Source organism: Mycobacterium sp. URHB0044 (assembly GCF_000620625.1).
In the GTDB taxonomy this organism is placed as follows: Bacteria; Actinomycetota; Actinomycetes; order Mycobacteriales; family Mycobacteriaceae; genus Mycobacterium.
In genome coordinates this window covers 105,654-119,778 of sequence record NZ_JIAW01000013.1, presented here as the reverse complement: position 1 = coordinate 119,778, position 14,125 = coordinate 105,654, and the positions used below count along the sequence as shown (strand labels likewise).

Annotated in this window: 15 protein-coding genes; 6 read left to right on the top strand and 9 right to left on the bottom strand. The window is 68.3% G+C overall.

Features of this window, described 5'->3' with window-relative positions:
- Positions 1-30: 30 nt before the first annotated feature.
- The 4 genes from N536_RS0124395 to N536_RS0124380 are packed head-to-tail and all read right to left on the bottom strand — an operon-like array spanning position 31 to position 4,359.
- Positions 31-1,149, bottom strand: coding sequence for an adenylate/guanylate cyclase domain-containing protein (locus tag N536_RS0124395; RefSeq protein ID WP_029116008.1), 1,119 nt, complete (start codon positions 1,147-1,149; stop codon positions 31-33).
- Between the two features lie 4 nt (positions 1,150-1,153).
- Positions 1,154-2,440 carry a helix-turn-helix domain-containing protein gene (locus N536_RS0124390; RefSeq protein ID WP_029116007.1) on the bottom strand — a complete coding sequence of 429 codons (1,287 nt, stop codon included), beginning with the start codon at positions 2,438-2,440 and terminating at the stop codon, positions 1,154-1,156.
- Positions 2,441-2,497: 57 nt separating this feature from the next.
- On the bottom strand, positions 2,498-3,295 hold the full coding sequence (locus N536_RS0124385; protein ID WP_029116006.1) for an acetoin reductase: 798 nt from the start codon (positions 3,293-3,295) through the stop codon (positions 2,498-2,500).
- Positions 3,296-3,312: 17 nt separating this feature from the next.
- Positions 3,313-4,359, bottom strand: coding sequence for a 2,3-butanediol dehydrogenase (locus N536_RS0124380; RefSeq protein ID WP_029116005.1), 1,047 nt, complete (start codon positions 4,357-4,359; stop codon positions 3,313-3,315).
- A gap of 94 nt (positions 4,360-4,453) precedes the next feature.
- Here N536_RS0124380 and N536_RS0124375 point away from each other — a divergent pair, with 94 nt between their 5' ends.
- A complete protein-coding gene (locus N536_RS0124375) occupies positions 4,454-6,277 on the top strand; it encodes an NAD(P)/FAD-dependent oxidoreductase (protein WP_029116004.1) in 1,824 nt (607 codons plus the stop codon).
- A 62-nt stretch (positions 6,278-6,339) separates the two neighbouring features.
- Here the strand turns inward: N536_RS0124375 and N536_RS0124370 are convergent, their stop codons facing one another.
- A complete protein-coding gene (locus N536_RS0124370) occupies positions 6,340-6,606 on the bottom strand; it encodes a ribosomal protein L7/L12 (RefSeq protein WP_029116003.1) in 267 nt (88 codons plus the stop codon).
- 32 nt (positions 6,607-6,638) lie between these two features.
- Between N536_RS0124370 and N536_RS0124365 the strand changes: the two genes are divergently transcribed.
- The gene (locus N536_RS0124365; protein WP_029116002.1) at positions 6,639-7,121 is read left to right on the top strand and encodes a DNA-deoxyinosine glycosylase; all 483 of its coding nucleotides are present in this window, start codon (positions 6,639-6,641) and stop codon (positions 7,119-7,121) included.
- A 90-nt stretch (positions 7,122-7,211) separates the two neighbouring features.
- Positions 7,212-8,132 carry an alpha/beta hydrolase family protein gene (locus N536_RS0124360; RefSeq protein ID WP_231514627.1) on the top strand — a complete coding sequence of 307 codons (921 nt, stop codon included), beginning with the start codon at positions 7,212-7,214 and terminating at the stop codon, positions 8,130-8,132.
- A 10-nt stretch (positions 8,133-8,142) separates the two neighbouring features.
- Here N536_RS0124360 and N536_RS0124355 read toward each other — a convergent pair whose 3' ends face one another.
- Positions 8,143-9,531 carry an amidase gene (locus N536_RS0124355; protein WP_029116000.1) on the bottom strand — a complete coding sequence of 463 codons (1,389 nt, stop codon included), beginning with the start codon at positions 9,529-9,531 and terminating at the stop codon, positions 8,143-8,145.
- 18 nt (positions 9,532-9,549) lie between these two features.
- Complete coding sequence (locus tag N536_RS0124350; RefSeq protein ID WP_029115999.1) at positions 9,550-10,371, bottom strand: helix-turn-helix domain-containing protein; 822 nt, start codon at positions 10,369-10,371, stop codon at positions 9,550-9,552.
- A gap of 27 nt (positions 10,372-10,398) precedes the next feature.
- Here N536_RS0124350 and N536_RS0124345 point away from each other — a divergent pair, with 27 nt between their 5' ends.
- A complete protein-coding gene (locus tag N536_RS0124345; protein WP_029115998.1) occupies positions 10,399-10,866 on the top strand; it encodes a glyoxalase/bleomycin resistance/extradiol dioxygenase family protein in 468 nt (155 codons plus the stop codon).
- Here N536_RS0124345 and N536_RS0124340 read toward each other — a convergent pair.
- Positions 10,863-11,984 carry an adenylate/guanylate cyclase domain-containing protein gene (locus N536_RS0124340; protein WP_029115997.1) on the bottom strand — a complete coding sequence of 374 codons (1,122 nt, stop codon included), beginning with the start codon at positions 11,982-11,984 and terminating at the stop codon, positions 10,863-10,865. The genes N536_RS0124345 and N536_RS0124340 overlap by 4 nt on opposite strands.
- Positions 11,985-12,042: 58 nt before the next feature.
- Here N536_RS0124340 and N536_RS0124335 point away from each other — a divergent pair, with 58 nt between their 5' ends.
- Complete coding sequence (locus N536_RS0124335; RefSeq protein WP_029115996.1) at positions 12,043-12,468, top strand: HIT family protein; 426 nt, start codon at positions 12,043-12,045, stop codon at positions 12,466-12,468.
- A gap of 30 nt (positions 12,469-12,498) precedes the next feature.
- Complete coding sequence (locus tag N536_RS0124330; RefSeq protein ID WP_029115995.1) at positions 12,499-12,954, top strand: nitroreductase family deazaflavin-dependent oxidoreductase; 456 nt, start codon at positions 12,499-12,501, stop codon at positions 12,952-12,954.
- Between the two features lie 41 nt (positions 12,955-12,995).
- Here the strand turns inward: N536_RS0124330 and N536_RS0124325 are convergent, their stop codons facing one another.
- A complete protein-coding gene (locus tag N536_RS0124325; protein ID WP_029115994.1) occupies positions 12,996-14,048 on the bottom strand; it encodes an LLM class flavin-dependent oxidoreductase in 1,053 nt (350 codons plus the stop codon).
- Positions 14,049-14,125: the final 77 nt, after the last annotated feature.

The following is a 14,125-nucleotide window of genomic DNA, read 5'->3' as shown; positions in this document are numbered from 1 at the left end:
CGATCTCACAGCAGTGTCGACAGCTAGGAGTCAGTGAGACTCCCGCCGCGCCCGGAACACCTTCACGTCGTCCCTGATGCCCTTCAGACGCCGGGCGCCGGCGAACGACCAGGCGAACCGGTCCACGTCCGCGGTTGCGTCCCGCGTCGGCTCCGAGACGAGGATCGTGCCGGGCCGTGCGGTTCCGGTGATCCGGCTCGCGAGGTTGACGGGACTGCCGAACCAATCACCGGCGCGGCTGACCGCCATGCCGGTCGCCACGCCCACCCGCACGCGGGGGAAGTCGTCGTCGGTCTCGGTGGCGTCGACCAGGTCGAGCATCGCGTCGAGCATCGCCACGGGATCGGCGCTGACCAGCATCACCTCGTCGCCGATGCTCTTGATGTAGCGCACGGGCGGGACGGCGACCTCACGCGCCATGTTCACCAGTCGCTGCGCGAGCTGCTCCAGATCCTCCGGCGGCACCGCCTCGCCGAGCCGGGTGAACCCGACCAGATCGGCGAACCCGATCGTCACCAGACGCGCACCGGGCAGGTGCAGTCCCTCGGCGCGTTCCGTGGTGGTGACCGCCTCGGTATCCATCACGTGCAATAGCTGCAGGCGCAGCATGTCCTGGATCAGCGGGCCGAGCAGCGGTGCCACGTCCCGAATCAGCGCCTCGACGGCCTTCGCCGTGTCGAGTTCGCTGGCAGTGGGCTCCAGAATGGCCGCCAACCCGGCGTACCGCATGACGTCGGCGGCGCGGGTCAGGCCTTCTGCGAGCACCTGGATGACGAGCACGATCTGATCGGCACTGATCCCGAGTTCGAGGAACTTCTTGGCATAGGCGAACGCGTCCCCGTCCACGCGCAGGAGGACGGCCTCGTCGGGATCCTCCACCCTCGGCAGCCCGGTGGCCGTCTGCAGCCGCTGCAGCAGCTCGATGTCGATGCCCGTCTTCTCGCTGATCTCGCGGGCAGACACCAGGGTCCCGTCGTCACCGAGGATGCGCCGCGGCGCAAGCAGTATGGGAGAGAACGAATCCCGGATCTGCTCGACGGTGAAATCCTGCGCGAGCAGCCACTCGATCAGCTCGACGCGTTCCTCGCGCGCGTCGCCATCCAGTCCGTCGAGCAGACCGGACGCTTCGACGTCTACGTGTTCGGGCACCGGGTCAACGTATACCGCGTACCGCGCGGATAGCCGGCGCCGTCGACGACGCCAGGAACGTGGTCATGTCGGCGGGATACCGGACGTCGACGACGGCCGACTCCGGGAACCGGTAGGGCCTGCCAAGCACCAATCCGACGAACTGCCTGCGCAGCCGCGACATCTCGGCGCGCACGGTGACCACGCGCGAGCGGTCGCCGTAGAGGTCGTCGGCCAACTCGGTCGCCGAGCGGCCCTGCCGGTGGGTCGCCAGCACGTGCAAGATCTCGGCATGCCGCGGCGACATGTCGCGCCGCCAGCGGCCGAACTGCCCAACCAACTCGAGGCTCGGTGCCGCGCCGTCGCGCAGATCGAGGGTGATCCGCGACGCTTCGGGCCCCTCCCCAACCTCATCGGCCAAGCGCACCAGCCAGCCGCCCGGCAGGGATTCGACGTCGCACGCGCCGAGCGAAGGGATCCAGGTGCGGCCAGGAACACCGTTGTCCGGCAACAGAATCCGATTGTGCGGTGGCAACGAATCCACCGCGGCCACCCAGCCGTGCTGATCCACCGCCAGGGCGGGTCTGCCGACGCGCGCGAGGATGGGCGCGGCCACCATGCGCAGGCGGTTGAGCGTGCGGTCGTGCACCTCACGCAGCTGCGATTCCGCCAGCCGGGCGACCAGGTCCACCAGCGCGATCGTCGTGGGGTGCACCGTGGCTGCGGGACCGGAGACGTCGACGACGCCGACCACCTGGCCGGTCCGCGGATCCCGGATCGGCGCGCCCGCGCACGTCCACGGGTGGTGGCTGCGCAGGAAGTGCTCGGCGGAGAACACCTGGACGGCGCGGTGCGACACCAGGGCGGTGCCGATCGCATTGGTGCCGACGGCGTTCTCACTCCACGTGGCACCTTCCACGAAGCCGAGCCGGTCGGCGTTGTTCAGCACCCGCGACGAGCCGTACCGCCACAGCACCCGGCCTCGCGCGTCTGCCACGACCAGGATGTTGTCGCCGCCCTCGATCACCGACTCGAGCCCGCGCGACACGTCGTCCAGCACGGCGAACAAACCGGAGGTCTGCCGCAAGACGTCGACGCCGCCGGTGTCGACGTCCGGCGGTGAATGCCGATCGGGGTCGATGCCCTTGCCCAACAATCTGTTCCACGAATCGGCGATGACGTCCCTCGGCCGTGCGGGGCCGCGGGTGCCCGCCATCGTCGCGTCGTAGACCTCGGACAGCAGCATGGCGTAGCTGCGCGGGTCGTCACCGGCCGCGACGGCAGGCTCTGGTATCGCCGATGAGTTGGCCATCGATGTCGATTGTGCGCTACGTCACACGATCAGTCACGCCGGGTACGGGTCGCTCCATCACCGGTACACCATGCCGCCGTCGATCAGCCCGGCCTGACCGGTCATGTAGTCGGCTCCGGGACCGGCCAGGTACGCCACGAAGCCCGCGACGTCGTCGGGGGTCTCGGAGCGTCCGAGCGCGATGGTGGCGGAGAACTTCTCGAACGTCTCGCCCACCGCCGCACCGGTGAGCTCGGCGAACCGCTTGTCGATCTCCACCCACATGTCGGTGCCCACCACGCCCGGGCAGTAGGCGTTCACCGTGATCCCGTCGACTGCGTGCTCCTTGGCCGCGGCCTGGGTCAGCGCCCGAACCGCGAACTTGGTCGCGCTGTACGGACCGAGCATCGCGAACCCCTCGTGCCCCGCGATCGACGACGCATTTATGATCTTGCCCGGCGTGCCTCGCGCCTTGAACTTCGCGACCGCCGCCTGGATTCCCCACAGCACGCCGTCGACGTTGATGGCCCACAGCCGGGACAGCTCCTGCGCGGTCACCTCATCGATCGGGCCCACCAGCGCGATGCCTGCGTTGTTCACCATGACGTCGAAGCCGCCGAGCGCCGATGCGGCGTGGTCGACCGCGGCGAACACTGCGGCACGGTCGCTAACGTCGGCCACGAAGGTGGTTGCCTTCGAGCCGATTTCGGCCACTTCGTCGGCTACCGAGGCGATCCCGTCGGCGGTGACGTCGACGAGCGCCACGTCGGCGCCCTGGCGGGCCAGTTCGAGCGCGATACCGCGGCCGATGCCGCGGCCCGCCCCGGTGACCAAGGCCACCTTGTCGATGAGCGGTGGTTGCATGAATCTTGTCATTTCCCTGCGCCTTTCAGTCATTTGGACGGGTCGACCAGGACCTTCATCTTGGTGCCCGCGTGCAATGCCTCGAACCCCTCGTCGACGACGTCGTCGATGCCGATCGCCGTCACCCAGCCGGTGGTGTCGTACACGCCGTTGGCCATCAGGCCGATCACCGCTTCGAAGTCGGCCGACGTGTAGCACAGCGAGCCCTGGATGCGGGATTCGTTCATGACGAGGTTGAGCAGCGGTGTGGTCAACGGCTTCTCGTAGATGGCGACGCTGACCATGGGCCGACGCGCACCGACGCACGCCAGGGCCGTCGCCACCGCAGGCGCCACGCCGGCCGCGTCATAGACGGCGTCGGCACCGCTGCCCCTGGTGTGGTCGGCGATGAACGCGGCGACGTCGACGCCGCCGGGGTCCAGGGTGGTGGCGCCGAGCGCCTCGATGGCCGCGCGCCGGGTGGCCGACGGCTCGACGACGAAGACGTCGTCGACGCCCTTGCCACGCAACGCAAACCACAGCCCGATACCGATGGGGCCTGCGCCGAACACCATGGCCGTCCCGCCCCGTTGGGGCTCACCGAGCGTCGCCGCGTGATACGCCACCGACATCGGTTCGACCAGCGCGCCGAGTTCGAGCGAGACGTTGTCGGGCAACCGGTGCAGCATGTTGGTCGGCACGACGGTGTACTCGGCCATGCCGCCGTCGGACATGAGTCCGTGGAAGCCGATCTGGGCGCAGATGTTGTAGTTGCCCGCCTGGCAGGGGCCGCAGTGCCCGCACCGGTAGATCGGCTCGATCGCCACCCGATCGCCCTCGGCGTAGCCGGTGACCCCCTCGCCTACGGCGGTGACGACGCCGGAGAACTCGTGTCCCATCACCAGCGGCATCTGCTGACCGGTCAGCGGGTGCGGCTCGGTGGGCACGAAGATCGGCCCCGCGTAGTACTCGTGCAGGTCAGTGCCGCAAATGCCGTTGAACCCCACCTTCACCTGGACGGTGCCCGCGGTGGGTTGCGGTTCGGGCACGTCGGCGACCTCGAGCTTGTTCGGTCCGTAGTACACAGCTGCTTTCATGTCGCTGTTTCTATGTGAGCTGGCACACAAGCGGAAGAGTTGCACCAGGTTGCAACCCTTGTGAGGGTGCGGCAGATGGTGTGTTGTGGCTCACATGACTCAGACCGTTGATGCCCCTCCAGCCGCCACCAGATCTCCCCAGGACCGCATCGACGCGTGGCTGGCCGACTTCGAGCTCGCACTGGCCACCCGCGACATCGATCGGGTCGTCGGCAAGTTCGCCGTCGACTCCTTCTGGCGCGACCTGGTCGCGTTCACCTGGAACATCAAGACCGTCGAGGGCCGCGACGGCATCGCCGACATGCTGACGGCGCGACTGGCCGCCACCGACCCCGCCGGCTTCCGGACCCGCGAGGCCGCAACCGACGACGGCGACGGCGTCGTGTCCGCCTTCATCGAATTCGAGACCGCGGTGGGGCGGGGCACCGGGCACCTGCGGCTCAAGGACGATCAGGCGTGGACGTTGTTGACCGCGATGCAGGAACTCAAGGGCCACGAGGAGCGCAAGGGTGCGTCGCGCGTCCTAGGCGCCGTGCACGGCAGCGACCCCGACACCCGGTCGTGGGCCGAGAAGCGGCTCGCCGAAGAGGCGTCACTGGGCTATTCGGAGCAGCCCTTCGTCCTGATCGTCGGCGGTGGCCAGGGCGGCATCGCGCTCGGTGCGCGGATGCGCCAGCTCGGCGTGCCGGCCATCGTCCTCGACAAGCACGAACGGCCCGGCGACCAGTGGCGCAACCGGTACAAGTCGCTCTGCCTGCACGACCCGGTGTGGTACGACCACCTGCCGTACCTGCCGTTCCCACCGAACTGGCCGGTGTTCGCGCCCAAGGACAAGATCGGTGACTGGCTCGAGTTCTACACGCGGGTGATGGAGGTGCCGTACTGGTCGAAGACCACCTGCCTGTCGGCGTCCTTCGACGACGCCGAGCAGCGGTGGACCGTCGAGGTGGACCGGGACGGCGAACGGGTGACGCTGCGGCCCGCGCATCTGGTGCTGGCGACCGGGATGTCCGGCAAGCCCAGCGTGCCAACGCTTCCCGGCCAGGACGTGTTCCGTGGTGACCAGCACCACTCCAGCGCCCACCCGGGTCCGGACCGCTACGTCGGCAAGCGCGCGGTGGTGATCGGCTCCAACAACTCCGCGCACGACATCTGCAAGGCGTTGGTGGAGAACGCCGTCGACACGACGATGGTGCAGCGGTCCTCGACGCACATCGTGAAGTCCGACTCGTTGATGGAACTCGGTCTCGGCGACCTCTACTCGGAGCGGGCGGTGGCCGCCGGCATGACGACCGAGAAGGCCGACCTGACGTTCGCGTCGCTGCCGTACCGCATCTTGCACGAGTTCCAGATCCCCATCTATGACGCAATCCGCGAGCGGGACAAGGACTTCTACGACCGCCTGGCCGCCGCCGGATTCGACCTGGACTGGGGCGACGACGGCTCCGGGCTGTTCATGAAGTACCTGCGCCGCGGGTCGGGCTACTACATCGACGTCGGCGCCTCCGACCTGGTTGCCGACGGCACCATCAAGCTGGCCCACGGACAGGTCGACCACCTGACCGAAGACGCGGTGGTACTGGCCGACGGGACGGTGCTGCCCGCCGACGTCGTGGTGTACGCCACCGGGTACGGCTCGATGAACGGCTGGGCGGCCGACCTCATCGGCCAGGACGTCGCCGACAAGGTCGGCAAGGTCTGGGGGCTGGGCTCGGGCACCGCCAAGGATCCCGGGCCGTGGGAGGGCGAGCAGCGCAACATGTGGAAGCCCACCCAGCAGGACAACCTCTGGTTCCACGGCGGCAACCTGCACCAGTCACGGCACTACTCGCTGTATCTGGCACTGCAACTCAAGGCCCGCCACGCGGGAATTCCGACGCCCGTGTACGGCCTGCAGGAGGTACACCACCTCAGCTAACGGCGCGACGTGTGCACGCTCGGTTGCGTTGAGCGCGACCGAGCGTGCACGCATCGTAGGATTCACAGCCGCTCGACGGCGTCCTTGGACTCCTTGAGGCCCAGGCCGGTCTGTTCGCGCAGCACCTTGATGGCTTCGATCTTCTTGCCGCTGGCGGCGAGGCTGCGTACCTCGTCGCTGATCCACCCGTCGCTGAACTCGCCGGCGGGCCGCGGCACGGCCCGTTCGATGCCCGCGTGTGCCAGGGCGCGTTCGAGCGCCACGACCCGCTGCTCGAGTTGTTCGACTCGGCGCGCCAGATCGTCGTCAGAGCTTCCGAAGAGTGCCATGCCGGATAGTGTCGCGCATCTATCCTCGGACCGTGACCGAGCCGCTACGTGAAGGACTGGCACCCGTCGTCGCCGACGGCGCACGGGTGTTGATCCTCGGTTCGTTCCCGAGCGAGCGGTCACTGGCTTCCGGCCAGTACTACGCCAACCGGGGCAACCAGTTCTGGCGTCTGCTGGGCACTGTGTTCGGCTTTGACCCCGACGCGACCTACGAGCAGCGGATCGAGTCGGTGACGCGTCACGGGGTGGCGTTGTGGGACGTCGTGCACAGCTGCAGGCGGGTCGGCAGCATGGACGTCAAGATCGACCGAAAGACGTTGGTGGTAAACGACTTCGGGCCGCTGTTCATGGCTCACCCCGGAATTGAGCGGGTGTTCGTCAATGGGTTGACGGCACATCAGCTGTTCGAGCGCCACGTCGACACGCCGTTGCCGACCGTCCGACTTCCGTCGACTAGCGGCGCGCTGCCGATGACGTTCGCCGACAAGCTCGCCCAGTGGCGTGAAGTCGGCTGAAAAACCAATTCTGATCTTGGTGGTTTCAAGCGGTTCGGGGTGGGTACCGGCACTTGGGTGATTCCCAGGATTCTCGGAAAGACGCTGGGCATTGGCCTGGCGCTCGTTGTGGTGGCCGGCCTGACGGTCGTCACCGGTGGCGCGGGTACCGCGCACGCATTCTCCCGACCCGGCCTTCCCGTCGAATACCTGGACGTGCCGTCCCCGTCGATGGGCCGCAACGTCCGCATCGAATTCCAGGGCGGTGGCCCCCACGCCATCTACCTGTTGGACGGCCTGCGGGCGCAGGACGACCTCAATGGGTGGGACATCAACACCCAAGCCTTCGAGTGGTACTACCAATCCGGGGTGTCACTGGTAATGCCCGTCGGCGGCATGTCGAGTTTCTACACCGACTGGTACGAGCCGGCCGTCGGCAACGGCACCACACAGACGTACAAGTGGGAGACGTTTCTGACCAGCGAGCTGCCCGCGTGGCTGGCGAGCAACAAGGGCATCTCGCGAAGCGGCAACGCCGTAGTGGGCCTGTCGATGGGTGGCTCGTCGGCGTTGATCTTCGCCGCGTACCACCCGAACCAGTTCAGTTACGCCGGTTCACTATCCGGCTTTCTGAACCTGTCCGATCCGTTCTGGCCGCCGCTGGTCGGCCTCGCGATGAACGATTCGGGTGGCTTCAACGCCGGTGCCATGTGGGGTCCGCCTGGCGATCCGGCATGGGTGCGCAACGACCCGACGGTGAACGTGGGCAGCTTGGTTTCCAACGGCACCCGGCTCTGGATCTATTGCGGCAGCGGAACTCCCGGCGAGTTGGAGGGCGCGACGAGCGGCATTCCGCAGCAGTTCCTCGAGAACTTCACGCTCAAGTCCAACCTCAACTTCCAGGCCGCCTATCTCGGGGCAGGCGGGTCGAACGCGACGTTCAACTTCCCGCCGACCGGCACGCACAGCTGGGGCTACTGGGGCGCGCAACTCCTCGCCATGAAGCCCGACGTCGTCGGGGCACTCACCTAGTTCACAGGCTTCATGACAGGGGCGGCCGGCGGTGCGCCCACGGTCGCGCCGCCTCGATCTGCGCGGCGAGTGACAGCAGCGTCGCCTCGTCGAACGGTCGGCCGACGAGTTGAATCGACGTCGGAATGCCGTTGCCGTCCAACCCCCACGGCACCACCGCGGCGGGCTGTCCCGTCACGTTGAACAGGGCTTGGAACGGCACGCGGCCGGCCACCATCGCCAACGTCGAGACGGCGCCGCGACGTTGATACGCGCCCACCCGCGACGGCCCCATCGCCGTGCCCGGCGTAATCAGCACGTCGACGTCGTCGAAGATCGCGTTGATTCGGGCAGTCACGTCCCCCTCGGCGGCCGCCATCGACGCCACCCGCCGCTCCGACACCAGTCCGCCGATCCGCGCGAACGCACGGGTGCGACGATCGAGCCGCTCCGGCCGCGGCAGCGCCTTCGCGTCGTCGTGCACGCCGCGGAAGTAGCGCGGCAGTCCCTGGCCGTACACCGCGCTGGGCGGATAGTCGGGATCGCGGCGGACCACGTCGTGGCCGAGGTCGCGCAGTAGCGCCCCTGCGTCGTCGAGCGCGGTGCGTTGCGCCCTGCCGACCCACGCCGTCAGCGGCGGAGGAACCTTGGCACTCAAGGCAATTCGCAGCCGACCCGGTGCGCGTGCCGCCGCCGCGGCGAAACCATCCTCCGGCGCCTGCGTCGCCGTCACGTCGAGGAACAGCGCCGCGTCGGCGACGGTCCGCGCGATCGGTCCGTTGACGCTGAGGCCGCACCACGCCCCGTCGTGCGGCGCCAGGGGCACCCGGTCGCGTTGCGGCTTGATGCCGAACAGCCCACACCACGTCGACGGGATCCGGATGGACCCCATGCCGTCGGAGCCCAATGCCAGCGCGGCCAGGCCCGCGGCCACGGCGGCCGCGCTGCCGCCGCTGCTGCCGCCCGGCGCGAAGTCGGTGTTCCACGGGTTGCGGGTCGCGCCGAAGGTGACGGTCTCGGTGAACGGCCAGAGCATCAGCTCGGGCACGCAGGTCTTGCCGACGATCACCGCGCCGGCCGCGCGCAACCGTCGCACCACCTCGGCGTCGGCCGTGCGGGCCGGGCCGTGCGCGCTGCTGCCGTAGGTGGTCACCTCACCCGCGACGTCGACGTCGTCCTTGATCGCGATCGGCACGCCGAGCAGCGGCAGCCGCTCCCCCGCGTCGAGCCGCTGCTGCGCCTCGGCCGCCTCCCGCCGGGCGGAGTCGGCGAGAACGACCCGGTACGAACGCAATTCGCCGTCCAGTCGCGCGATGCGGTCCAGGTAGACGTCCAGCAGTGCGGGTGCGGTGACGGTACCGGAGGCGAGCAGGCGAGCCTGCTCGGCGGCACCGGTGTAGGCGAGGTCGCGAGGGTCCACGGGCCCAGTCTGGGTCAGCTAGCCGTGTCTGGTGGCGTATTCGCCCGGCGTGCAGCCGAGCATCGACCGGAAGTCGTTGATGAAGTGCGCCTGGTCGTACCAGCCCCGCCGAACCGCGAGGTCGGCGAAGTCGACCGACGGATTGGTCTCGATCTCCAACGCGGCGTGCTGCAACCGGTAGCGGCACAGCACCCACTTCACCGGAACGCCGACGTAGCGGCGGAACACGCGCTGCGTGGTGCGCACGCTCCACGGTGAATGCGCCATCACCTGCTCGACGCGGTGCAGCGTGTCGTCGTCGCGGATGCGGTGCACCAGCGTGGTCAACGCGCGGTAGGTCGGGTCGTCGTCGCCGCGGTACGCCGCGATCGCCTCATCCATCCGCGCCGACGCCGTATCTCGGTCGTCCTCCAGATCCAATCGGTAGCCGAACAGGTCGTCGTCGATGGGGACGGTGCGGCCGGTCAGTGCGCCCGCATCCCGGTCGAACCGGGCCGCGAATCCGCCCGGCCAGAAGCGCGCTCCGACCACGGCGCCGCGCTCGGACAGCGTCGTGGTGAAGACCTCCTCCACGACGCCCTGGATCAGGGTGCTCGGCAGTGGATAGCCGTGGCGTGGCGAGTCGGTGCCCCATTCGTGGGTGAGGTGGACGACCGGGAAGGTGATGACGGCGCTGGTGAAGGGCGGGCGGCCGCGCAGATCCCAGCTGACCGACCAGAAGTGCTCGACCCAGCGGGCAGCGTCGTCGGACGGGGCCCACCGGTCGAGGTCGAACACCGACGTGGTGGCAGCCCGGCCGACCACGCCGAGTTGAGGTGACGCGTTTTTCCAAGCGCCCATGGTGATGACCCTACGAAACTGGCAGACATGAACGTGAAACCGATTCCGGAGGGCTACACCAGCCTGACCCCGTTCCTGGTCGTCGACGGCGCCGCAGAAGCCATCGAGTTCTACACGTCCGTGTTCGGCGCGACTTTGACCGAGAAGATGGACGGCCCGAACGAAACCATCGCGCACGCCGAACTCGACTTCGGCAACGGCCGCCTGCAACTGTCCGACCCGAACGCCGATTACAAGCTCGAAGCGCCCGAACGCAAGGAGTCCGTCACCCATTCGATGGTGCTGTACTGCGCGGACGTGGACGACGTCGTCGCCCGCGCCGCCAAGGCCGGGGCCACGATCCGGGAGGACGTGCAGACGTTCGTGACGGGCGACCGGTTCGCCTCGATCGTCGACCCGTTCGGGCAGCGCTGGGCGGTGATGACGCGGGTTGAGAACGTCGACGCCGAAGAGCGCGACCGCCGGCTGGCCGACTGGGCGAAGGAGAACCTCTAAGCGTCGTGCGCGGCCCGGCGCACGCGGAAGAGCTTGACGTCGCCGCGGACGCCCTTGAGGTGCCGCGCTCCTGCCGGCGACCAATCGAAACCCCTGGCGTTGCCGACGGCGTCATGGGTGGACTCGTCGACCAGAACCGTTCCGGGCTGCGCCGCGCCGGTCACGCGGCTCGCCACGTTGACCGGACTGCCGAACCAGTCGCCGGCACGACTGACGGCGCACCCGGAGGAAAGGCCAATCCGCAGGCGCGGCAAGCCATTTGCCTTCGCGGCGTCGGCGAGTTCGAGGACGGCCGCCAGCAGCGGCGCGGGCTCGTAGCACACCAGCATCACGGCGTCGCCGATCGACTTGACGAACCGCACCGGTGCGGCAACCACGTCGTGTGCGATTTCGGCCAGCCTGCTGGCGACGTGTTCCAGCTCTTCGGCAGGTAGCGCTTCACCGAGCTTGGTGAAGCCGGCAAGGTCGGCGAACGCTACCGTCACGAGCCGAGCCCCCGGCAATCTGCCAGCCGCCCGCTCGGCGGCATTCACGGCCTCGGCCTCGAACGTGTGCCGCAGTTCGAGACGGATGAGGTTGTCCATCATCGGCCCGAGCATCGGGGCCGCACTGATCGCCAGATCCTCGGACGCCTTGGCTACCTCGATCTCGGAGGCTCCCGGCCGCAGCACCGTCTTCAGCGCCGCCTCACGCATCGTCGCCGCAGCGTGACCGAGACTCTCGGTCACCACGCGCATGACGCCGACGATGTCCTCCGATGCCATACCCAGGTCCACGAGGAATTTCGCGCTCGCCGCCGCCTCGGCATCCGACCGCAACAACACCGCCGCGTCGGGATCCTCGATGCGGGGCAGGCCGATCGCGCGTTGCAGGCGCAGCAACAGCTCCACGTCGATACCGGTTGCCTCGCAGATCTCGCGCGCCGACACGAAGTCCCCGTCGTCGCCGAGCACCCTGTTCGCCGGCAGCATCATCGGGGCGGCGACCGACCCGCGGATCTGGTCGACGTCGAAGCCCCGGTCGATCAGCCACGCGATGAGTTCGGCGCGCTCCTGGCGTGCCTCCCCTTCGAGGCCGTCGAGCAGGCCCAACGCCTCCAAGTCGACGTCTGCTGCCACGTCGTCAACGTACAACGGATCACACTCGGCGTTTCGGGATCACGCTAACGTTGCCTGCATGTCATGTGTGTTCTGCGCCATCGTCGCCGGGGAGGCACCCGCGATCCGGGTCTACGAGGACGACGAGTATCTCGCCATCCTCGACATCCGCCCCTTCACCCGCGGGCACACCCTCGTCATCCCCAAGAAGCACACCGTCGACCTGACGGATACCCCTCCGGACACCATCGCCGAGATGGTGCGCATCGGGCAACGGATAGCCAAGGCGGCACGGAATTCAGAGCTCAAGGCCGACGGCAACAACATCGCCATCAACGACGGCAAGGCCGCGTTCCAATCCGTGTTTCACATCCACCTGCACGTGGTCCCCCGCCGCAACGGCGACAAACTGTCGTTCGCCAAGGGCATGCTGCTGCGCCGCGACCCCGACCGCGAGGAATCCGGGCGCATCCTTCGCGAGGCATTGGCGGAAATCGACGCCTAGCGCGTCGGCCTCCGGTGACAGACTGAGGCGATGAACATCTCCCGTTGGCTCGAGAACAACGTCGGCAAACCGCTGCTGATGCTGCACGACAACGTCTACAAGCGCTCAGGCGGCCGGATCGGACACACGATCCCCGGCGGCCCGTCGCAACTGATCCTGCACACGGTCGGAGCGAAGACGGGCCAGAAGCGCGCCAACTCGCTCAGCTATGCCCATGACGGTGACGACTATCTGGTCGTGGCGTCGAAGGGTGGCGATCCCAAGGCACCGGGTTGGTACCACAACCTCAAGGCCAACCCGAACGTCGAGATCAACGTCGGCCCAAAGCGATTCGCCGTCACGGCGAAGCCCATCACGCCGGATGACCCGGACTACCCGCGGTTGTGGGAGGTCGTCAACAACATGCGGGGCAACGAGAACCGCTACAAGGGATATCAGGAACGCACCACGCGGCCGATTCCGATCATCAGGCTTCTGCCTAATTGACGGCTCGCCGTCGTGCCTAATTGACGGCTCGCCGTCGCGCCCTAGAAGAGCTCCTTGGCGAGCAGCTCGAGCGTCGTCTCGCGGGCGGGCGCGGTCGCCGGGTCGACGCCGCGATACGCGGAGGCGACGGGGTTGACCATGACCTCGTCGACCCCGAAGTGCTCCGCCAGCTCGCGCACCTGATCGGCGGCCTCCGTCGGGGATCCGACGATCGCGCGGGACAGCCCCGCATCGACGATGGCCTGCTGCTGGTGGCTCAGTACCAGGCCCTGCGCGTCCTCGACGAGGTCCAGCGCGCGCAGCGGCTGGCCGGTGCGCAGCAAGGCCATCATGTGCAAGTTCGGGAGCATCAGGGCTTCCGCCTCGGCACGGGTGGCCGCGACCGATGCGTTGACGGTCATGAACGTGGTGGGAGCGGGCGCCAGGTCGCTTGGCCGGAACTCAGAGCGGTAGACGGCCAGCGCCTCCTCGGTGCCCTGCCCCGAGAAGTGGTGGGCGAACACGTACGGCAGCCCCTTCGCGGCGGCTAGGTGCGCCGAGTAGAGCGACGAGCCGAGCAGCCACAACCGCGGTTCGCTGCCCGCGGCTGGCGTCGCCTTCAGAACGTAGTTGTCCTCCATCAGGTTTCGGCCCCTGATCGACACGTGCACGCCGGTGGCGCTCATCAGCGCGGCCACGTCGTCGAGGTACTGCGGGAACTTCTCGATGTCCGTGTCGTCGCGGCCCGCGGCGCCGCGCAACGCCATGGAGGTCACCGGATCGGAGCCTGGCGCGCGGCCGATGCCCAGGTCGATGCGACCCGGCGCGGCGGCCTCCAGCAGCGCGAACTGCTCGGCCACTGCCAAAGGCGCGTGATTGGGCAGCATGACGCCGCCCGAGCCGAGCCGGAGCTGATGGGTCTGCCCGGCCAGGTAGCCGAGCACGACGGGCGGGCTGGTGGCCGCGACGGCGGGCATGTTGTGGTGCTCGGCCACCCAGTAGCGGGTGTAGCCCAGCGCGTCGGCGGTCTGCGCCACCCCGACGGTCGCCTGCAGGGCGTCAGCGGTGGTCTGGTCGCTGCGGACGGGAATGAGGTCGAGAACGGAGAGTCGCACGTGTGGGTCAACGCCAGTCGTCTGCCATACGTTCCCAGCGATTTGTGCACGTCGGGTTGCGGTCACCGCACCCAGAC

Excerpts from the sequence above, each read along its gene's own strand:
- N536_RS0124390 (WP_029116007.1), bottom strand. The coding sequence starts at position 2,440 with ATGGCCAACTCATCGGCGATACCAGAGCCTGCCGTCGCGGCCGGTGAC.
- N536_RS0124385 (WP_029116006.1), bottom strand. The coding sequence starts at position 3,295 with ATGACAAGATTCATGCAACCACCGCTCATCGACAAGGTGGCCTTGGTC.
- N536_RS0124380 (WP_029116005.1), bottom strand. The coding sequence starts at position 4,359 with ATGAAAGCAGCTGTGTACTACGGACCGAACAAGCTCGAGGTCGCCGAC.
- N536_RS0124375 (WP_029116004.1), top strand. The coding sequence starts at position 4,454 with ATGACTCAGACCGTTGATGCCCCTCCAGCCGCCACCAGATCTCCCCAG.
- N536_RS0124370 (WP_029116003.1), bottom strand. The coding sequence starts at position 6,606 with ATGGCACTCTTCGGAAGCTCTGACGACGATCTGGCGCGCCGAGTCGAA.
- N536_RS0124350 (WP_029115999.1), bottom strand. The coding sequence starts at position 10,371 with ATGGGCGCTTGGAAAAACGCGTCACCTCAACTCGGCGTGGTCGGCCGG.
- N536_RS0124345 (WP_029115998.1), top strand. The coding sequence starts at position 10,399 with ATGAACGTGAAACCGATTCCGGAGGGCTACACCAGCCTGACCCCGTTC.
- N536_RS0124335 (WP_029115996.1), top strand. The coding sequence starts at position 12,043 with ATGTCATGTGTGTTCTGCGCCATCGTCGCCGGGGAGGCACCCGCGATC.
- N536_RS0124330 (WP_029115995.1), top strand. The coding sequence starts at position 12,499 with ATGAACATCTCCCGTTGGCTCGAGAACAACGTCGGCAAACCGCTGCTG.